An 18,841-nucleotide genomic window follows, 5' to 3' on the forward strand; every position below is an offset into this window, starting at 1 on the left:
CGGCGGGTGGCCCGCGTCGAGCTCGACTCGCAGCGGAATGCCCGGCGGACTGCCTCGGCAGTCACAGGTGGCGCGGTATCAAAAGTACAGCGCCGAATGCGCAATACCTAAACGAAGACGGTAGACAAGCATGAATCTTCACGAGTATCAGGGTAAGCAGCTGTTCGCTGAATACGGCCTGCCTGTATCCAAGGGCTTCGCGGTAGACACCCCGGAAGAAGCCGCAGAAGCCTGCGAAAAAATCGGTGGCAGCGAGTGGGTCGTCAAGGCCCAGGTCCACGCCGGTGGCCGCGGTAAAGCCGGTGGCGTAAAACTGGTCAAGAGCAAGGAAGACGCCAAAGCCTTCGCCGCCAACTGGCTGGGCAAGCGTCTGGTGACTTACCAGACTGACGCCAATGGTCAGCCGGTCAGCAAAATCCTGGTCGAATCCTGCACCGACATCGCCAAGGAACTGTACCTGGGCGCTGTAGTGGACCGCTCCAGCCGTCGCATCGTGTTCATGGCGTCCACCGAAGGTGGCGTGGACATCGAGAAAGTGGCCCACGAAACCCCTGAGAAGATCCTCAAGGCCACCGTCGATCCGCTGGTCGGCGCTCAGCCGTACCAGGGTCGCGAGCTGGCTTTCCAGCTGGGCCTGGAAGGCAAGCAGGTCGCTCAGTTCGCCAAGATCTTCGTAGGTCTGGCCAAGCTGTTCAAAGATCACGATCTGGCTCTGCTGGAAGTCAACCCGCTGGTCATCAAGGCCGACGGCGACCTGCACTGCCTGGACGCGAAGATCAACATCGACGCTAACGCCATGTACCGTCAGCCGAAGCTGAAGACCTTCCACGATCCGTCGCAAGACGATCCTCGTGAAGCCCACGCTGCCAGCTTCGAGCTGAACTACGTGGCCCTGGAAGGCAACATCGGCTGCATGGTCAACGGTGCCGGCCTGGCCATGGGTACCATGGACATCGTCAACCTGCACGGCGGCAAGCCAGCCAACTTCCTCGACGTAGGTGGCGGCGCGACCAAAGAGCGCGTGACCGAAGCCTTCAAGATCATCCTGTCCGACAGCAACGTTGCTGCCGTTCTGGTGAACATCTTCGGCGGTATCGTTCGTTGCGACATGATTGCCGAAGGCATCATCGGCGCCGTGAAAGAAGTCGGCGTGAAGATCCCGGTGGTCGTCCGCCTGGAAGGTAACAACGCCGAGCTGGGCGCCAAGGTCCTGGCTGAAAGCGGCCTGAACATCATCGCGGCAACCAGCCTGACCGACGCTGCTCAGCAAGTCGTCAAAGCTGCGGAGGGCAAGTAATGAGCGTCCTGATCAATAAAGACACCAAAGTCATCTGCCAGGGCTTCACCGGCTCGCAGGGCACTTTCCACTCCGAACAAGCCATCGCCTACGGCACCAAGATGGTTGGCGGCGTGACTCCGGGCAAAGGTGGTACTACCCACCTGGGCCTGCCAGTGTTCAACACTGTGAAAGAAGCCGTCGAAGCCACCGGCGCCGACGCTTCGGTCATCTACGTTCCGGCTCCGTTCTGCAAGGACTCGATCCTGGAAGCTGCATTCGGCGGCATCAAGCTGATCGTCTGCATCACCGAAGGCATTCCTACCCTGGACATGCTGGATGCCAAAGTCATCTGCGACGAGCTGGGCATTACCCTGATCGGCCCGAACTGCCCGGGCGTGATCACTCCCGGCGAGTGCAAGATCGGCATCATGCCGGGTCACATCCACCTGCCAGGCAAGGTAGGCATCGTGTCGCGTTCCGGCACCCTGACCTATGAAGCCGTCAAGCAGACCACCGACGCCGGTTTCGGCCAGTCCACCTGCGTGGGCATCGGCGGTGACCCCATCCCGGGCTCCAACTTCATCGACATCCTGAAGCTGTTCCAGGAAGATCCGAAGACCGAAGCGATCGTCATGATCGGTGAGATCGGCGGTTCGGCTGAAGAAGAAGCGGCTGCCTACATCAAGGCCAACGTCACCAAGCCTGTAGTTTCCTACATCGCTGGTGTGACCGCTCCTCCCGGCAAGCGCATGGGCCACGCTGGCGCCATCATCTCCGGCGGCAAGGGCACTGCAGACGAGAAGTTCGCTGCACTGCAGGACGCGGGTGTGAAAACCGTGCGTTCCCTGGCTGACATCGGCAAGGCCCTGGCCGAGCTGACCGGTTGGGAAGTCAAGAACGCCTAAGCGTTCCTGATGCTCGCAAAAAGGCCACCTTCGGGTGGCCTTTTTGTTTTTCTGCCCGCTCTGGTGCGGCGCGGCGTGAGCAGCCGCATGGAAATGCACGGTAACTGTTGCTGAGGCGACAGGCAGTTACGCCAGTTCGACAGCTCGTCCGGCAACTGTGCTGCTGCTGCGCGGTTTTCGCTAGTATGCGCGGCTTATCGTGTCCGTGGCGCCACAAGCGCCTGGCGATACCAGCAGTGGTTCGAGCCAAAACGCTCGGGCGACGTTTCCCTGATCCCTGAGGAAACCCCCGCAACTCTTCGATTTCCTGCCCGTGGTATTCCCCTCTATGACTCGTTTGAAAGGCTCGGATCTCCTGGCCCTTGGCTTCATGACATTTGCGCTGTTCCTTGGCGCCGGCAACATCATCTTTCCGCCCAGCGCCGGCCTGGCTGCCGGGGCCAACCTGCTGCCTGCCGCAGTCGGCTTTCTCCTGACCGGTGTCGGGCTGCCCCTGCTGACCGTCGTGGCGCTGGCCCGTGTCGGCGGCGGCATGGACCTGCTCACCGCGCCGCTGGGCAAGGTCGCCGGTGCGATCCTGGCCGTGGCGGTGTACCTGGCCATCGGGCCGTTGTTCGCCACGCCACGCACGGCGGTGGTGTCGTTCGAGATGGGCATCGCCCCGTTCGCCGGCAACGAGGGCACGCCGCTGCTGATCTACACCTTGGTCTATTTCGCTGCCGTCCTGTTCCTCTCGCTCAACCCCGGGCAACTGGTCGACCGTATCGGCAAGTTCATCACCCCGGTATTGCTGGCTGCACTGCTGGTACTGGGCGGTGCTGCGCTGTTCGCACCGGCTGGCGAGATCGGCGTGGTCGCCGACAGCTATCGCGAGGCGCCCCTGGTGCAGGGTTTCCTCCAGGGCTACCTGACCATGGACACCCTTGGCGCCCTGGTATTCGGTATCGTCATCGCCAGTGCCATCCGTGACCGTGGTGTCACCGACGGCGCCCTGGTGACCCGCTACTCGATCGTCGCCGGGGTGATCGCCGCCATCGGCCTGTCGCTGGTGTACCTGGCGCTGTTCTACCTCGGCGCCACCAGCCAGGGCATCGCCGGCGATGCGGAAAACGGCGTGCAGGTCCTGACCACTTACGTCCAGCACACTTTCGGTACCACCGGCAGCCTGCTGCTGGCAGTGGTCATCACCCTGGCCTGCCTGACCACCGCCGTCGGCCTGCTGACCGCTTGCGGCGAGTTCTTCAGCAAGCTGCTGCCGGTGTCGTATCGCAGCGTGGTGATCGTTTTCGGCCTGTTCAGCCTGATCGTGGCCAACCAGGGCCTGACCCAGCTGATCAGCTTCTCCATCCCGGTGCTGGTCGGCCTCTATCCGCTGGCGATCGTGCTGGTCGCTCTGAGCCTGGCCAACCGCCTGTGGCTCTCGCAGTCCCTGGTTTTCGTGCCGGTGATGGCGGTGACGCTGATCTTCGGCGTGGCCGATGGCGTCGCAGCGACGCCGTGGGCAGACAAGGTGCCGGCGTGGTTCGGCCAGTTGCCGCTGGCAGGGCAGAGCCTGGGCTGGCTGCTGCCGGTGGCGATCACGCTGGCGCTGGTCGTGGTGCTCGACCGCATCCTCGGTCTGCGCCAGGGCGCCACTGCCTGAGGCGCGTCGCCGTCAAAGCAAGGCCGCCCACGAGGCGGCCTTCTTTTTGTCGAACAAGTCGCCTGGCGCTCTGGCTATAATCCGCGGCAGTCATACAAGGAGTTGGCATGCTCGACAGCTACCCGTACCTGCCTCACTTTCTCGCCGTGCTCTGGTTCGTCCTGTGCTGGGGCGGCTACACCCGCTACGCGTCCTGGAAGGGCCGGACCACGCCCTGTCTCGCCAGCGTGCTGCACCTGTACCGCGAGGACTGGATGCGCCGCATGCTGTTGCGCGAGAACCGCATTGCCGATGCCAACGTGATCGGTAATCTGGAGCGCAACGCGTCGTTCTTCGCCTCCAGCACGCTGATCATCCTGGCCGGTATCCTCACCGTGCTCGGCGCGTCCGACCGGGCCCTTTCGCTGCTGGCCGACATTCCCTTCGTGCAACCGGCCAGCCGCGGCCTGTCCGAGATCAAGCTGCTGTGCCTGGGGGTGATTTTCGTCTACGCCTTCTTCACCTTCAGCTGGTGCATGCGTCAGTACAACTTCGCAGCGGTGCTGGTCGGTTCCGCGCCGATGGTGGGGGAGCGCCATGTCACCGAGCAGGAGCGCAAGGCGTTCGCCGAGCGCACCGCGCGGGTCATCTCGATGGCTGCGAACCAGTTCAACTTCGGCCTGCGTGCCTATTATTTCGGGATGTCGACGCTGGCCTGGTTCATCAACCCCTGGTTCTTCATGCTGGTGACCACCGGCGTGGTGCTGATCCTCTACCGCCGCGAGTTCCATTCGGATGTACTGGAAGTGATGGTCTATACCCCAACACCGGCTACGGACGTGGCCAAGGAGAAGAGTGAATGAGTCTGCCGTTCTGGTGTGTGTTCATCAGTGCCCTGTTGATCTTCATCGCCAAGGCGCCGGTCGCCAAGGCGATGGCCAAGGAGGGTGGTGGTCGCTACGACAACCACCATCCGCGCGCGCAGCAGGCGCGTCTCACCGGCTTTGGCGCACGTGCGCTGGCCGGGCACCTGAACAGCATCGAGGCCTTCCCGCTGTTCGCCGTCGGCGTGTTGATGGCGCATGTCACCCAGACCTACGGCGTGCTCGTCGACGTGCTGGCGGTGACCTTCGTCGTCAGTCGTGTGCTGTACCTGCTGCTCTACTGGTGGGACCTGCACTGGCAGCGCAGCCTGGTCTGGGTCGTGGGCCTGGCGTGCAGCCTGCTGCTGATGATCAGCCCGGCATTGAAATGAAAAAGGCCCGCAAAATGCGGGCCTTTTCGCAGGCGCCTGAGGCTTACTCGCCGTCCACGACGTCCTTGGCCTTGTTGCCGGCATCTTCGAGGGCGTTGGCCGCGTCGTCGGCTGCATTCTCGATCTTCTCGCCGGTGGTGGGCTCGTTGCCCAGGGCCTCGTTGGTTTTCTGCTCGATGGCTTCGCCGGTTTCCTCGGCCGCATTGCCCAGATTCTCCATGGCTTCGGAGACTGACTCCTTGGCTGACTCCATCTTGTCTTCCGGGGTTTTCTCGCAGGCGGCGAGACCCAGGGCGGTGGCAAGCAGAAGGGCATAAGTCAGAGGTTTGTTCACAGTCATCACTCCATGTGTGAGAGTTATAGGTGGCTGGGTTGACCCCAAGAGCGCACACCCACTCTGAACCTTGATCGACTGCGCAAGTTCCCTGCGTTTTCGTTTCGCTGGCACGACGCCGGTGTGAGGCAGCGCCTCGAGGCGCTATGATGCGCAGCCCTTTTTGCAGCCTGCCAGCGCGCGTGTCGGGCCGTTGCACCGCGCCGGCGCCGCCCGGAAACGCGTCTGGCAGCTGCGATCCATTGTCCAACGCATGCGGACGTCAGGAGTGCCCCAGGCATTGCTGCTGGTGCGGTCGGGAGTAGAGAGATGAGTGAACAGTCGATTGAGGATCGCGCGCAGCGGTTTCTTGCTGCATTGCGTCATTGTCAGGTGCTCGGCATGGCGGTCGAGCGCGCTGACAGCAAGGGCCTGACCCTGCGCCTGCCGTACGCGCCGCACATCGTCGGCAATCCGGATACCGGCGTCATCCATGGCGGGGCGATCACCACGCTGATGGACACCACCTGCGGCATCTCCACCGTGTGCGTGCTGCCCGAGTTCGAGATCTGCCCGACGCTGGACCTGCGCATCGACTACATGCATCCCGCCGAGCCGGGCAAGGATGTGTTCGGTTTCGCCGAGTGCTATCGCGTGACCCCCAACGTCATCTTCACCCGTGGCTACGCCTATCAGGATGACCCCGAGCAGCCCATCGCCCACGTGGTCGGCGCCTTCATGCGCATGGGCAAGGCCGCGCAAGGCGGCGGAGAGCTGAAACAAGACATTCAGCAGGGTGGTGCGGCATGAGCGAGCTCAACCTGGAGCAGCTGGTCGCACGCGCGCACCAGCAGAACGACTACGACCCGCTGATCAGCCTGATCCCCTACGCGAAGCTGCTGGGGATCGAGTGCCTGCGCCTGGGCGATGACATGGTCTTTCGCCTGCCGGCCAATCGTGACTGCATCGGCAACCCGGTACTGCCGGCGCTGCATGGCGGCGTGATCGCCGGGTTCATGGAGCATGCCGCCATGCTGCATCTGCTGATGTTCATGGGAATTCCACATTTGCCGAAAATCATCGACTTCTCGATAGATTACCTGCGCGCCGGCCATTATCGTGACACCTATGCGCAGTGCCAGGTCTGGCGCCAGGGGCGACGGGTCGCCAACGTGGCGATCAATGCCTGGCAGACCAGCCAGACCGAGCCGATTGCCACAGCCCGTGCCCATTTCAAGGTCGATGAGCCCTGAGCCCTTGTCGAGGTGATTGCTTGCATGACGGAACGGATCGGTAGCGCAGCGAAATGATGACAAGGAATCTGTAGATGGATGCGTTGCTGATAATCGGTGGTCTGCTGTTGATGCTGGCCGGTCTGGTCTGGCTGGTCATGCGGGCCTTCGCCACGAGCCTGCTGTGGGGGTGGGGCAGCCTGCTACCGCCGCTCACCCTGATCTATGTGGTGCGCCATTGGGCGCGCGCGCGCAGTGCCGTGATGCTCATCGGCCTGGGAGTGATCCCGCTGGTGGTCGGTTTCACCTTGCTCGCCAGCAAGGATGCCGAACGGCTTGCCGCGATCGTTCGCCTCGACTGGCTGAAGCCCGAAGCCCAGGCACCGGCTGAACTGGCCATCGACCTGGATGGCGAGCTCAACGGCCAAGCATTTCGGCCGCAACAGGGCGAGCTGATCGATGGCGTGCTGAGCCTGCGTGAGGGGCTCGACTTCTTTGCCCTGCGCGAACTGAGCATCCGTTTGCCACCGCCTGTCGAGGGCCCCGTGCGCATCGACGTTCTGCCACAGGACAGCGGCGATCTGCCCGAGGTGGAACTGAGCTGGCTGCTTCCGGAACAGGACCTGCCCGAGGCGCGGCGCCTGAGCCGAGGCTACACCCTGCACCTGGATCTGCAGCCGCAGGCGCCGAATCGTCTGGTCGGTGACTTTCACCTGGTCCTGCCGCCGCGCTTCAAAACCAGCCTGAGTGGCCGTGTCGAGCTCTATCGTGACCGTCTGCGCTATGTCGATGGTCAGGTCGACAGGCGTTTCGACTCGCGCGACACCGTTGCCCATGTCCTGCAGGACTACCTGCAACGACGCTTCGCCAGCCGCGATGTGCATGACCTGAAGTTGCCGCCGTTCACCTTTGGCGGCGACCGCCTGGAGCTGGAGGTCGAGGCCCGGGTCGAGCAGCGCGACGAGCGCCTGGCGCTGCGCCTGCACAAGAGCGCCAGCCAGGGCTGGAGTGTCGAAGGCGACCATTTCCCGGTGCTGCCCAAGGCCACCGTGGCGCAGGCCGCGCCGCCGTCCGAGGCGACCCCGACGGAGGAGCGCCTCAGCCGGCGTATCGATCGTCGTCAGCGCTTCAGCCTGGCACGCCTGCAGCGCAACCCGGAGCAGTACCGCAACCTCAGCATGCGCCTCAAGCGTGCCAGCGGGGGCACCGTGGAGGGGCGCTTCGTCGGCGTCGACGACGACGGCAGTATCCGCATCAGCCAGCAACTGGGCAGCGGCGGCGGGCAGGCCAGCTTCAGCTTCAAACCGCAGGAGATCGGCAACCTGGAGCTGCTGGAACCCTAGGCCCTTGAAATCCATCAGGTTGCCCCCATCTGCAGGACATCCGCCGCGATAGCGGTTCCTGTCCTGCAGATGGAGTTAGAAGACCATGAGTGTGGAAACTCAAAAAGAAACCCTGGGCTTCCAGACCGAGGTGAAGCAGCTGCTTCACCTGATGATCCATTCCCTGTACTCGAACAAGGAAATCTTCCTTCGCGAGTTGATTTCCAACGCGTCCGATGCCGCCGACAAGCTGCGCTTCGAGGCGCTGGCCAAGCCCGAACTGCTCGAAGGCGGCGCCGAGCTGAAGATTCGCCTGTCCTTCGACAAGGACGCCAAGACCGTCACCCTCGAAGACAACGGCATCGGCATGAACCGCGATGAAGTGATCGCGCACCTGGGCACCATCGCCAAATCCGGTACCGCCGATTTCCTGAAGAACCTGTCCGGCGACCAGAAGAAGGATTCGCACCTGATCGGTCAGTTCGGCGTGGGCTTCTATTCGGCGTTCATCGTGGCCGATCAGGTCGAAGTCTTCACGCGACGTGCCGGCGCTGCCGCCAGCGAAGGCGTGCACTGGTCGTCGAAGGGCGAGGGCGAGTTCGAAGTCGCCAGCATCGACAAGGCCGAGCGTGGTACGCGCATCGTCCTGCACCTCAAGAGTGGTGAGGAAGAGTTCGCCGATGGCTGGCGCCTGCGCAACATCGTCAAGAAGTACTCTGACCATATTGCCCTGCCCATCGAGTTGCCGAAGGAGCAGCACGGCGAAGACGCGCCTGCCGAGGTCGAGTGGGAAACCGTCAACCGCGCCAGCGCCCTGTGGACCCGTCCGCGTACCGAGATCAAGGACGAGGAATACCAGGAGTTCTACAAGCACGTCGGCCACGACTTCGAGAACCCGCTGTCCTGGAGCCACAACAAGGTCGAGGGCAAGCTGGAGTACACCTCGCTGCTCTACGTGCCGGGCCGCGCGCCGTTCGACCTGTACCACCGCGAGGCGCCCAAGGGCCTGAAGCTCTATGTGCAGCGCGTGTTCATCATGGACCAGGCCGACCAGTTCCTGCCGCTGTACCTGCGTTTCATCAAGGGCGTGGTGGATTCCAACGACCTGTCGCTGAACGTTTCCCGCGAGATCCTGCAGTCCGGTCCGGTCATCGATTCGATGAAGTCGGCCCTGACCAAGCGCGTGCTGGACATGCTGGAGAAACTGGCCAAGGACAAGCCGGACGACTACAAGGCGTTCTGGAAGGCCTTCGGTCAGGTGCTCAAGGAAGGCCCGGCGGAAGACTTCGCCAACAAGGAGAAGATCGCCGGTCTGCTGCGCTTCGCGTCCACCGCCGGCGAAGGCGACGAGCAATCGGTGTCGCTGGCCGACTACCTGTCCCGTGCCAAGGACGGGCAGGACAAGATCTACTACCTCACCGGCGAGAGCTACGCACAGATCAAGAACAGCCCGCACCTGGAAGTCTTCCGCAAGAAAGGCATCGAGGTCCTGCTGCTCACCGATCGCATCGACGAGTGGCTGATGAGCTACCTGACCGAGTTCGACGGCAAGCAGTTCGTCGACGTGGCGCGTGGCGATCTGGACCTGGGCAAGCTGGACTCGGAAGAGGACAAGAAGGCCCAGGAGGAAGTCGCCAAGGCCAAGGAAGGGCTGATCGAGCGCCTCAAGGGTGCCCTGGGCGAGCAGGTCGCCGAGGTGCGCGTGTCTCACCGCCTGACCGACTCGCCGGCGATTCTCGCCATCGGCGAGCAGGACCTCGGCCTGCAGATGCGCCAGATTCTCGAAGCCAGCGGGCAGAAGGTGCCGGACGCGAAGCCGATCTTCGAGTTCAACCCGGCGCACCCGTTGATCGAGCGCCTGGATGCCGAGCCGGACGAAGACCGCTTCACCGACCTGTCGCACATCCTGTTCGACCAGGCCGCGCTGGCTGCCGGTGACAGCCTGAAGGACCCGGCCGCGTACGTGCAGCGCCTCAACAAGCTGCTGGTGGAATTGTCCGCCTGACCGGCTAAGCTTGTGAAAAGCCCGCTTCGGCGGGCTTTTTTCATGGGGCGCGATAGACAGGCCGCAATTGACAAGAACTATCCCGTCGTTTCAGATGATTGCATTCCGATAGCATTTGTCGGCGTTTTCCTTGGGGTTGTATGTCGATTCTCGAGCTGTTCTTCATCATGGGTGCGGACCCCGGCGTCCTGATACTCAGCAGTTACGACCCCGTCCTGGTACTGCTGTCTCTTGCCATCTCCGTATTCGCCGCAGGCATGGCACTGCAACTCGCAGGCGAAGCCCGCAACAGCACTCAGCCCATCGCTCGACAGGTCACCATTCTCACCGGCTCGCTCGCACTTGGCGGGGGCATCTGGGCCATGCATTTCCTCGGGATGCTGGCGTTCGAGCTGTGTGCCGCCGTGCGTTTCGACCTGGGCATCACGCTGCTCTCGATGCTGCCCAGCCTCGGCGCCTCCTGGGTGGCTCTGAGCCTGCTGGCCCGGCCCAATCTGAGCCTGGTGCAGCTGTGCGTCGGCGGCGTGCTGGTCGGCGCCGGGATCGGGGCGATGCATTACAGCGGCATGGCGGCGATGGAGATGGCGCCGTTGCTGCGCTATGACCCCTGGATGTTCGCGCTATCCATCGTCGTGGCCATCGGCCTGGCCATCATCGCGCTGTGGGTGCGCTTCGGCCTCGAAGGGCGCCTGCCTGCGCTCTGGGCCCTGCTGATCAGTGCCATGGTCATGGGCCTGGCCATCAGTGGCATGCACTACACCGGCATGGCGGCCGCTCGCTTCGTGGGCACGCCCGAGTCGGACAGCCCGATGGCCGTGGTCGACAGCGGCTACATCGCCATCGCCATTACCCTGCTGACCGTGGCGCTGACGGTGTTCGTGGTGGCCGCCAACACCCTGCTGCGCTATCGCCGCCTGAGCCTGCAGCTCAAGGCCAGCGAGCAGCACCTGCGCTCGATCTTCGACACCGCCCTGGACGCCATCGTGACCGTCGATTACGAAGGCCGGGTGCGTTCCGCCAACCCCGCGGTGACGGGCCTGTTCGGCTGGAGCCCGCAGGAGATGGTGGGGATGCACATCCGCTCGCTGGTGCCTGCGCGCCTGGTGCGCGAGGTGGAGGAGCGGCTGGCCAGCTACCTGCGCACCGGCAACCTGAGCCTGCCCAGGGGCGAGCAGGACCTGATCGGCCTGACGCGCCAGGGTAAGGAAAAGCCCATACGCATCAGCGTCGGCATCACCCATGTCGACAGCCGGCCGCTGTTCGTGGTGTTCGTCGCCGACATCAGCGAGCGGCAGCGCATGGAGAAGGCGCTGCGCGACAGCGAGCAGCAATACCGCTCGTTGATCAGCAACATTCCGGGGGTGTCGTTCCGCTGTCTGCTGGATCGCGACTGGAGCATGCTGTTCATCAGCGATGCGGTGCAGACCCTGACCGGGCGCAGCGCTGACGATTTCATCAACCGGCGCTGCTCGATCGCCGACATGTACCACCCGGATGACTACGAGCGAGTCGCCAGCGAGGTGGTGGAGGCGATCGAACAGGGCCGCAACTACACCGTCGAGTACCGGCTGTTCGACAGCGCCGGGGCGGAGCACTGGATCTGGGAGAGCGGCAGTGCGGTTTGCGACGAGCATGGCGTGCCGCGCTGGATCGACGGCGTGCTGCTGGATCAGACCGAGACCAAGCGGCGCAATGCCGAGTACGAAGGCAAGGTGACGGCCATCAGCAAGGCCATGGCGCTCACGGAGTTCGACCTCGACGGTACGATTCTCGACATCAACGACAATGCCCTGGCCCTGTATGGCTACGACAGGGCCGAGGTGCTCGGGCAGCACCATTCGCTGTTCTGCGACCCTGAACTGGTCGCCAGTGCGAAGTATCACCAGATATGGCAGGAGCTGCGCGCCGGGCATTTCCGTACGGGCGAATACCGGCGCATCGGCAAGGGCGGGCGCGAGGTCTGGATCCAGGCCAGCTACAACCCGATCCTGGACACTGACGGCAAGCCATTCAAGGTCGTCAAGCTGGCCACTGACCTGACCCCGCGGCGGGTGATGGAACAGGAACTGCGCGCCGCCCGCGATCACGCCGAAGCGGCCGCTGCGGCGCGCAGCAGCTTCCTGGCCAACATGAGCCATGAAATCCGCACGCCGATGAACGCCATCATCGGCTTTACCGAGCTGCTCCTGGAAACCTCGCTGTCGGCCGAGCAGCGGCGGCACCTGACGACGGTGCAGCAGTCTTCCCGCTCGCTGCTCGGGCTGCTCAACGACATCCTCGACACGGCCAAGCTCGACCGTGGCGCGATCGAGCTGGAGCAACTGGACTTTTCCCTGCGCGAGCTGTGCGAGCAGGTCGTCACGACCCAGCGCCTCGGCGCCGAAGGCAAAGGGCTGCAACTGCACCTGGATTACCCGGCCACGGTCAGCGACTTCTTCTGCGGCGATCCGCTGCGCCTGCAGCAGGTGCTGACGAACCTGCTGGGCAACGCGGTCAAGTTCACCCAGCACGGCGAGGTGTGCCTGAAGGTCTCTGGCGAGCCTGGTGCGATCCGCCTGGCGGTGAAGGACACCGGCATCGGCATCGCCGCCGACCGCCTGGAGAAGATCTTCGAGCCTTTCGCCCAGGCCGACGCCTCGATGAGCCGGCGTTTCGGTGGCACCGGCCTGGGGACCACCATTTCTCGCCAGCTCGTCGAGCTGATGGGCGGGCGCTTGCGCGTGGAAAGCGTCGAGGGGCAGGGCAGCTGCTTTAGTGTCGAGTTGCCCCTGCAGGTCGGTAAACGCGCTGCGCCTCAGCAACCGACCACGCTGCCGGAGCTGGGAGTACTGAACATCCTGGCGGCCGATGACGTGCCGCAGAATCTCGAACTGCTGCAGCTCAATCTGCAGTACCGGGGCCACCAGGTACGCTGCGTCGCCGATGGCAAGAGCGCCTTGCGGGCGTTCGGCGAGGAGCGCTTCGACCTGATTCTGATGGATGTGCAGATGCCCGGTGTCGATGGCCTGGAGGCCACGCGGCGGATTCGCCAGCTGGAAGCCAGCGAAGGGCGCCAGGCGATACCGATCATCGCGTTGACGGCGAGTGTGCTGGATCGCGACCGTCAGGCCGCGCTGGACGCCGGGATGAACGCATTCGCCTCGAAGCCGCTGGACATGACCGCGCTGCTCTGGGAGATGGCCAGGCTGCTCGGCGTGACAGAGACCGCCCGTGCCGCTGGCGCCAGCGGGCCACACGTGGAGACGGGGCTGTTCGACTGGGTGCGCGGCAGCCACCTGTGGGGCGGTCCGCTGCGCATGGCCCAGGCGATCGCTGCCTTCATCAAGGAGCAGGGCGCACTGGTGGCGAGCATGAGGCAGTTCCTCGAGGCCGCCGAGTGGGACGAAGGCCGGGCACTGGCACACCGTTTCCACGGCGCGGCCGGCAACCTCGCGCTGACCCGTCTGACGCAGCTGGGGCGCAGCCTCGAGCAGGGCTTCGAGGCGCGTGACGTGGACAGTCTGCGCGCGCTTCTGGTCGAACTCGAACAGGCCCTGCAGGCCGTCATCGAAACGTTGCCGCAGTTGCCGGAGGAGAGCAATGCGCTAGAATCCGCGGCCGCTGATCCGGGCCTGCTGCGCGAGCGCGCCGGCCACTTGCGGGCCGTGCTGGCCAGGGGCGGGCTGGACGACCAGGCGTTGTCCGCGCTCGAGCAGGCACTGAGCGGCACGGCCTTTGCGAACAGCATGAGCGAGTTGCGCCAGGCCCTCGACGAGTTCGATTTCGATCAGGCCCTGGCTGCGCTGGATCGGTTGTTGTTGCAGCTGCAAGACGAGGAAACCACCCCATCATGAGCCCGGTCGCCGATACCCGTCCGCTGTTGCTGCTGGTCGATGACGAACCCACCAACCTGCAGGTGCTGCGGCATGTACTGCAGGATGACTACCGCCTGCTGTTCGCCAAGGAGGGGGCGCGCGCGCTGGAAATGGCCGAGCGCGAGCAACCGGCCCTGATCCTGCTCGACGTGATGATGCCGGGCATGACCGGCTACCAGGTGTGCGAGCAGCTCAAGGCCAACCCGCTGCTGCAGGGGATTCCGGTGATCTTCGTCACCGCCCTGGGCGATGTGGAGGACGAGACGCACGGCTTCGAGGTCGGTGCGGTGGACTACATCACCAAGCCGATCAGCCCGCCCATCGTGCGCGCCCGGGTGCGTACCCACCTGTCGCTGGTCAGGGTCGACGAGCTGACCCACACCCGTCTGCAGATCGTCCAGCGCCTGGGCATGGCGGCCGAGTACAAGGACAACGAGACGGGCCTGCATGTGATTCGCATGAGTCACTTCTCCAGGGTGCTGGCCCTGGCTGCCGGCTTCTCCGAGAGCGCTGCGGAGGAGTTGCTGCACGCCGCGCCCATGCACGATGTCGGCAAGATCGGCATTCCCGATGCGGTACTGCGCAAACCGGGCAAGCTGGACGATGCCGAATGGCAGGTGATGCGCCAGCATGTGGAGATCGGTGCGAGGATCATCGGCGAACACAGCTCCGGGCTGCTCAGGACGGCGCAGCGGGTTGCCCTGTCGCATCACGAGAAGTGGGATGGCAGCGGCTATCCCAACGGCCTCTGCGGTGAGGACATTCCCCTGGAGGGGCGCATCGTCGCGATTGCCGATGTGTTCGACGCCTTGACCAGCGTGCGGCCCTACAAGCAGGCCTGGCCCGTCGAGCAGGCGGTGGCCTTTCTGCGTGAGCAGAGCGGGCGACACTTCGATCCGCGCCTGGTGGAGCTGTTCATCGGCTGCCTGCCGGAGATTCTGCAGATCAAGGAACGCTGGGCCGAGCAGCCCGTCGCCTGACATGTCCTGTGCAACACTGCCGGGTGCTGCGGCTTGGTCATCGACCGCCGGCGGTCTATCGTTGAACTCTCACCATTGCCAAGGGCAGGTCTCAGCATGCAGAAGAAGACATGGGTTCCCCTGTTGTGCGCAGCATTCGCCGGCCTTGCCGACGCGGCCGTCGTGGCCAAGGCGGTTCCCTACGAGATCGACGGCGAAGCCTTCGAGGGCGTTCTGCTCTACGACGATTCGGTCACCACGCCACGTCCCGGCTTGCTGGCCATTCCCAACTGGATGGGTGTCAACGACGACACCGTGGCCAAGGCCGCCCGTGCGGCGGGCAGCCGCTACGTGGTGTTTCTCGCCGACATGTACGGCAAGGCGGTGCGCCCCAGCAATGCGGACGAGGCCAGGGCCGCCGCCACGAGCGTGCGCGCCGACCGCGCGCTGATGCGCAGGCGCGCCCAGGCGGCGGTCGAGGTGTTCAAGGCGCAGGGTGACGAGGTCGCCCTGGATACCCGCAGGCTGGGCGCCATCGGCTTCTGCTTCGGCGGCGGCGCGGTGCTCGAACTGGCTCGCTCGGGCGCACCGCTACAGGGTTTCGTTTCGTTCCACGGCAATCTGGACACCCCCAACCCAGCGGATGCGAAGAACATCCAGGCGCCGGTGCTGGTGCTGCACGGTGCGGATGATCCGGCGGTGCCTCAGGCACAGGTGGATGGCTTCGTCGCCGAGATGAAGGCCGCCGCGGTCGACTGGCAGTTGGTCAGCTACGGTGGCGCGGTGCATTCGTTCACCGATCCCAAGGCCAACGTGCCGGGGCGCAACCAGTACCACCCGGTGGTTGCCGCGCGGGCGTTCAAGGCGATGAACGACCTGTTCGACGAGGTCTTCGCCGAGCCGTGATCCGTCATGAGGGAGGCTGCGCCCGGTGGGCGCAGCCTTGGTGGTGCTATTTCGCAGGCAATACGCTGATGTCGATGATGCCGTCAGGCAGGTTCGCGATATCTCCCAGCGTGGTCGGCTTGCCGCTGGCCAGGTCCAACTGGTGCAGGGTCTTGCCTGTCAGCACGTAGGCGGTATTGCCGCCTTTGCCGTCGCTGGCGATGTCCAGTGCGGCCGTCTGCAAGCCATCCGCCAGTTTGCCCACCAGCTGCTGCACACCATCGTTTGGCGGGTTCTGCAGCATCAGGCTGCCGCTGGCCAGGTCGATGTTGTAGAGCGCCGTGCTCGGCGTACCTGCATAGGAGTTGGTGTAGGCGCCGGCAATCACCTGCGGCTGCTGCCCCGCGTAGGGGCCGTCCGCCCCGTAGGCCTGCTTGCCGTCGACCACCGCCTCGCCGGTGTCGACATTGACCCGCAGGTTGGTGCCGTCCGGGCTCATCAGGCGCAGGCGGTCGGCGACCGGGTTGAAGTCGACCACGGCCTGACTGTTGCCGGGGAGTGCGGTCTTCAGCGTGCTGGCGGGCGTCGCCTTGCCGCTGCTGGCGTCCAGGGTGTAGAGCCGGTCGTTGCCACCCAGCGCGTAGAGCTGGCCGCTGGCCGGGCGCACGTCCAGGCCGCGCAGGTCGCTGGCACCGCTGACGTTCATGCTGGCTGCGACCCTGAGGTCGGCGACATTGATCTTGAACAGCTTGCCATCGGTGCCCAGGGCGATCAGTTCGGTGGCATGGCTTGCACCTGCACCCAGGGTCAGCAGGCTGGCGGTGCACAGGAGGGTGATGCGCTTCATGATGGTTCCTCTCAACGGTTCAGCATCGAGACGAAGCCGCGTGGTGGCTTCGCAGGTGCCTCGACGAAACACCTGATAGCAATACCCGCGAGGAACGCCGCTGGATGTCGGCAGGCAGAAAATATTTTGCGGAGGGTGAAATCGCCGGCCGCAGGGCCGGCGATCCATCAGTTGGCGCTGGCCAGCACGGCACGGCCGATGTATTGCACCGGTCCGCTCGGGCGGTTGTAGGGTGAGCCGCCTGCGGGTTCCAGGGTGAGCTCGAACAGTTGCCCGGCCTGTACCGCGCCTATCCGTTCGGCGGGCAGATGCAGTGGCTGGCCAGCCTCGACCAGCCCCAGCGATCTTGGGCCGTCAGCCGGGTCCTGTAGCGTCCAGAACTGCAACGTGCGGCCTTCGGGAATGCGATCGGCGACCAGCGGTTCGAGTTGCAGCGTGCCGTCGCCGCCGACCTGGATCACCCAGCCGGGCTGAGCCGCTTGCCCTGGCTGTTGCAGGACGACGGTATAGCGTTCACCTTCGACCTGCGGAGCCTGCAGCAGGGGCAGCAGGATGGCGACCAGCAGGGCCATGGCCAGAGCCGCAGTGGTGAGGCGCCAGGTCAGCAGGCTGTTCCACCAGCTGGCCGCGAGCCCGCTGCGCGGCGTGTCTGTCGTCCCCAGGCTGTGCCTGATACGCGTCCAGAGTGCCGGGGAGGGCTGCTGGGGCGGTAGCTGGTCGCTCAGTTCGAGGAAATGCCGTTCCCACTCCAGGGCCATGCGGGCGGCGTCCTGATCCTCTTCCAGCAGCTGGCGTATCTCGGTAGCGTCAGACGCGTCGAGCAGGCCGAGCAGGTATTCGCCGATCATGGCGCGGCGTTCTTCGGGATCATGCGGAATCATGCTTGCAAACACTCCTGCAGCGCGCGCAGGCCGGCGCGGATACGGCCTTTGATGGTGCCAAGAGGGGTGCTCAGGCGCTGGGCGATCTGTTCGTGCGTCAGGCCGCGATAGAAGGCCAGCAGGATCGGCTGACGGCGTGGCCGTTCCAGGCGCTGCAGGCAATGGCGCAGCAGGCGTTGCTCGGAGCGTTCCAGTGCCTGTGCTTCAGCCTGGGGAGCGTCGTCCAGTACGCGCTCGATGAAGCCGTCGTCCATCTCGATGTGGCGGGTGCCGCTGCGCAGCGCGTTCAGCACCCGGTAGCGCAGGATGCTGTGCACCCAGGCACGACCGCTGCCCAGCTCTCGCCGGTAGCGTGCGGCGTGCTGCCAGATGCGCACGAAGGCGTCGTGCAGGCAGTCTTCGGCGACATCACGACGGCCGAGCATGCTGATGGCCAGCCCCAGCAGTTGCCCGGCTTCCTGGCGGTAGAGGGCCTGGAAGGCACGCTCGTCTCGGCGGGCACAGGCTTCCAGGGTACTTTCATAGTCGAATTCGCGCGCAGCCATGGGGTGTCCGTCGGCCTGAGAAATCCTCATTGCAGCTTATACCCGCCAGCACGACGACTGGATCATCGCCAGGCAATAAAAAACCTGTGCAAGGTCGCCTCAGGGGCGGCTGTAGGCCTCGTCGAGCGAGACCCAGCGCTCCAGCGGGCCCTTGCGCGAGAGGTAGCGAATCATCAGCCAGTCGCCTTGCTGGTCCAGCACCTCGCAGACGTCACCGGCGATCAGGTACGCCTTGCTCCGGCTGCTGGCGGTCGGTCGCGCATGCAGATACAGGCGCGGGCTGGGGACGGTCCAGCTCACGGGCTGATCAGCGTCGTCGAGGGCGCGGCTGGCGATGACCTTGCCGTACGGATCGAGGGTCCTTTCGAATACGTGGAAGAACACCGGCGCGTCCGGGTCGTGGTGACGCATCTGCAGCGTCTTGTACAGCCAGGGCGTGCCGGAGGCATCGAACCGGTAGGCGTCGTAATACCAGCGCGGGCCGCTGCGGCATTGGCTGTACAGGGCGCGTTCGGCCGGCTTGGCCTGCAGCTCCGACAGCTCGCCGCAGTTGGCGCGGTCCAGCAGGGCCTCGGGCATGTGCAGGCGCTCGAAGCCCTGCCGGTCGGGGCGATAGAGGTAGAGGTGGTAGCTCGAGTTGACCATGCCCACGGGCACGCGTATGGCCAGGTCGGGATGGCCGTCGAAGTCGTAGTCGTCGACCTCGAAGCCGGGCGCGGCGTCCACCTCGTTACCCTCGGGAATGCTCAGTTCGATACGGCTGCCGTCGGGCTGCTGCAGAACGTAGCCGTCGCCCTGTTGCAGCACCTGGGCCTGCAACCCGTTCTGCGGTTCGAAGCGAGGCAGCTCGGCCAGGGCACAGGCGGGCAGGAACAGCAGCCAGGCCAATGAGTGGAGTCGGGGCATGCGGGCAATCCTTTGCGGGTCGGCAGGCAGCC

At 64.7% G+C, this 18,841-nt stretch carries 17 protein-coding genes; 12 read left to right on the top strand and 5 right to left on the bottom strand.

Annotation, left to right across the window (positions count from 1 at the left end):
* Window positions 1–130 precede the first annotated feature (130 nt).
* The 5 genes from sucC to JLK41_RS11375 all read left to right on the top strand — a co-directional run bounded on the left by sucC (window position 131) and on the right by JLK41_RS11375 (window position 5,060).
* Window positions 131–1,297: an ADP-forming succinate--CoA ligase subunit beta gene (sucC, locus tag JLK41_RS11355; protein ID WP_037051889.1), complete on the top strand. Its 1,167-nt coding sequence runs from the start codon at window positions 131–133 to the stop codon at window positions 1,295–1,297.
* Window positions 1,297–2,184: a succinate--CoA ligase subunit alpha gene (sucD, locus tag JLK41_RS11360; protein ID WP_037051890.1), complete on the top strand. Its 888-nt coding sequence runs from the start codon at window positions 1,297–1,299 to the stop codon at window positions 2,182–2,184. Before sucC ends, sucD begins: the two co-directional genes overlap by 1 nt.
* 328 nt (window positions 2,185–2,512) lie before the next feature.
* On the top strand, window positions 2,513–3,826 hold the full coding sequence (gene brnQ / locus JLK41_RS11365) for a branched-chain amino acid transport system II carrier protein (protein ID WP_152488614.1): 1,314 nt from the start codon (window positions 2,513–2,515) through the stop codon (window positions 3,824–3,826).
* Between the two features lie 107 nt (window positions 3,827–3,933).
* Complete coding sequence (locus JLK41_RS11370; RefSeq protein WP_037051894.1) at window positions 3,934–4,668, top strand: DUF599 domain-containing protein; 735 nt, start codon at window positions 3,934–3,936, stop codon at window positions 4,666–4,668.
* On the top strand, window positions 4,665–5,060 hold the full coding sequence (locus JLK41_RS11375) for an MAPEG family protein (RefSeq protein ID WP_037051896.1): 396 nt from the start codon (window positions 4,665–4,667) through the stop codon (window positions 5,058–5,060). The genes JLK41_RS11370 and JLK41_RS11375 overlap by 4 nt, the downstream gene beginning before the upstream one ends.
* Window positions 5,061–5,103: 43 nt before the next feature.
* On the opposite strand, the gene JLK41_RS11380 is transcribed toward JLK41_RS11375, so the two are convergent.
* Complete coding sequence (locus tag JLK41_RS11380) at window positions 5,104–5,400, bottom strand: hypothetical protein (protein ID WP_047588985.1); 297 nt, start codon at window positions 5,398–5,400, stop codon at window positions 5,104–5,106.
* A 303-nt stretch (window positions 5,401–5,703) separates the two neighbouring features.
* Between JLK41_RS11380 and JLK41_RS11385 the strand changes: the two genes are divergently transcribed.
* The 7 genes from JLK41_RS11385 to JLK41_RS11415 all read left to right on the top strand — a co-directional run bounded on the left by JLK41_RS11385 (window position 5,704) and on the right by JLK41_RS11415 (window position 15,651).
* Complete coding sequence (locus tag JLK41_RS11385) at window positions 5,704–6,183, top strand: PaaI family thioesterase (RefSeq protein ID WP_037051900.1); 480 nt, start codon at window positions 5,704–5,706, stop codon at window positions 6,181–6,183.
* Complete coding sequence (locus tag JLK41_RS11390) at window positions 6,180–6,626, top strand: PaaI family thioesterase (RefSeq protein WP_037051907.1); 447 nt, start codon at window positions 6,180–6,182, stop codon at window positions 6,624–6,626. Before JLK41_RS11385 ends, JLK41_RS11390 begins: the two co-directional genes overlap by 4 nt.
* Before the next feature lie 74 nt (window positions 6,627–6,700).
* Entirely contained in the window at window positions 6,701–7,948 is a 1,248-nt protein-coding gene (locus JLK41_RS11395; RefSeq protein ID WP_210391026.1) for an MFS transporter, read from the top strand.
* A gap of 85 nt (window positions 7,949–8,033) precedes the next feature.
* Window positions 8,034–9,932 carry a molecular chaperone HtpG gene (gene htpG / locus JLK41_RS11400; RefSeq protein ID WP_150609440.1) on the top strand — a complete coding sequence of 633 codons (1,899 nt, stop codon included), beginning with the start codon at window positions 8,034–8,036 and terminating at the stop codon, window positions 9,930–9,932.
* Between the two features lie 140 nt (window positions 9,933–10,072).
* Complete coding sequence (locus tag JLK41_RS11405) at window positions 10,073–13,765, top strand: PAS domain S-box protein (protein WP_210391027.1); 3,693 nt, start codon at window positions 10,073–10,075, stop codon at window positions 13,763–13,765.
* Window positions 13,762–14,766 (top strand): response regulator, encoded by a 1,005-nt coding sequence (locus JLK41_RS11410; RefSeq protein ID WP_037051920.1) that lies wholly within the window; start codon window positions 13,762–13,764, stop codon window positions 14,764–14,766. The genes JLK41_RS11405 and JLK41_RS11410 overlap by 4 nt, the downstream gene beginning before the upstream one ends.
* 96 nt (window positions 14,767–14,862) lie before the next feature.
* Window positions 14,863–15,651: a dienelactone hydrolase family protein gene (locus JLK41_RS11415; protein WP_210391028.1), complete on the top strand. Its 789-nt coding sequence runs from the start codon at window positions 14,863–14,865 to the stop codon at window positions 15,649–15,651.
* A 46-nt stretch (window positions 15,652–15,697) separates the two neighbouring features.
* Here the strand turns inward: JLK41_RS11415 and JLK41_RS11420 are convergent, their stop codons facing one another.
* The 4 genes from JLK41_RS11420 to JLK41_RS11435 form a co-directional block, all read right to left on the bottom strand.
* On the bottom strand, window positions 15,698–16,477 hold the full coding sequence (locus JLK41_RS11420; RefSeq protein WP_210391029.1) for a DUF4394 domain-containing protein: 780 nt from the start codon (window positions 16,475–16,477) through the stop codon (window positions 15,698–15,700).
* Window positions 16,478–16,644: 167 nt separating this feature from the next.
* Entirely contained in the window at window positions 16,645–17,358 is a 714-nt protein-coding gene (locus tag JLK41_RS11425) for an anti-sigma factor (RefSeq protein ID WP_210391030.1), read from the bottom strand.
* Window positions 17,355–17,903, bottom strand: a complete 549-nt coding sequence (locus JLK41_RS11430; RefSeq protein ID WP_210391031.1) for a sigma-70 family RNA polymerase sigma factor — start codon at window positions 17,901–17,903, stop codon at window positions 17,355–17,357. The genes JLK41_RS11425 and JLK41_RS11430 overlap by 4 nt, the downstream gene beginning before the upstream one ends.
* A 99-nt stretch (window positions 17,904–18,002) precedes the next feature.
* Window positions 18,003–18,809 (bottom strand): XAC2610-related protein, encoded by an 807-nt coding sequence (locus JLK41_RS11435; protein WP_210391032.1) that lies wholly within the window; start codon window positions 18,807–18,809, stop codon window positions 18,003–18,005.
* Window positions 18,810–18,841: the final 32 nt, after the last annotated feature.

Origin of the sequence: Ectopseudomonas khazarica, from assembly GCF_017915135.1 — a bacterium.
In the GTDB taxonomy this organism is placed as follows: Bacteria; Pseudomonadota; Gammaproteobacteria; order Pseudomonadales; family Pseudomonadaceae; genus Aquipseudomonas; species Aquipseudomonas khazarica.

Bases quoted from the DNA above. Each gene is read 5' to 3' on its own strand.
- JLK41_RS11435 (WP_210391032.1), bottom strand. From the start codon at position 18,809: ATGCCCCGACTCCACTCATTGGCCTGGCTGCTGTTCCTGCCCGCCTGT.
- JLK41_RS11430 (WP_210391031.1), bottom strand. From the start codon at position 17,903: ATGGCTGCGCGCGAATTCGACTATGAAAGTACCCTGGAAGCCTGTGCC.
- JLK41_RS11410 (WP_037051920.1), top strand. From the start codon at position 13,762: ATGAGCCCGGTCGCCGATACCCGTCCGCTGTTGCTGCTGGTCGATGAC.
- JLK41_RS11415 (WP_210391028.1), top strand. From the start codon at position 14,863: ATGCAGAAGAAGACATGGGTTCCCCTGTTGTGCGCAGCATTCGCCGGC.
- sucD (WP_037051890.1), top strand. From the start codon at position 1,297: ATGAGCGTCCTGATCAATAAAGACACCAAAGTCATCTGCCAGGGCTTC.
- JLK41_RS11375 (WP_037051896.1), top strand. From the start codon at position 4,665: ATGAGTCTGCCGTTCTGGTGTGTGTTCATCAGTGCCCTGTTGATCTTC.
- JLK41_RS11405 (WP_210391027.1), top strand. From the start codon at position 10,073: ATGTCGATTCTCGAGCTGTTCTTCATCATGGGTGCGGACCCCGGCGTC.
- sucC (WP_037051889.1), top strand. From the start codon at position 131: ATGAATCTTCACGAGTATCAGGGTAAGCAGCTGTTCGCTGAATACGGC.
- JLK41_RS11385 (WP_037051900.1), top strand. From the start codon at position 5,704: ATGAGTGAACAGTCGATTGAGGATCGCGCGCAGCGGTTTCTTGCTGCA.
- JLK41_RS11380 (WP_047588985.1), bottom strand. From the start codon at position 5,400: ATGACTGTGAACAAACCTCTGACTTATGCCCTTCTGCTTGCCACCGCC.
- htpG (WP_150609440.1), top strand. From the start codon at position 8,034: ATGAGTGTGGAAACTCAAAAAGAAACCCTGGGCTTCCAGACCGAGGTG.
- JLK41_RS11370 (WP_037051894.1), top strand. From the start codon at position 3,934: ATGCTCGACAGCTACCCGTACCTGCCTCACTTTCTCGCCGTGCTCTGG.
- JLK41_RS11390 (WP_037051907.1), top strand. From the start codon at position 6,180: ATGAGCGAGCTCAACCTGGAGCAGCTGGTCGCACGCGCGCACCAGCAG.
- brnQ (WP_152488614.1), top strand. From the start codon at position 2,513: ATGACTCGTTTGAAAGGCTCGGATCTCCTGGCCCTTGGCTTCATGACA.
- JLK41_RS11395 (WP_210391026.1), top strand. From the start codon at position 6,701: ATGGATGCGTTGCTGATAATCGGTGGTCTGCTGTTGATGCTGGCCGGT.
- JLK41_RS11420 (WP_210391029.1), bottom strand. From the start codon at position 16,477: ATGAAGCGCATCACCCTCCTGTGCACCGCCAGCCTGCTGACCCTGGGT.
- JLK41_RS11425 (WP_210391030.1), bottom strand. From the start codon at position 17,358: ATGATTCCGCATGATCCCGAAGAACGCCGCGCCATGATCGGCGAATAC.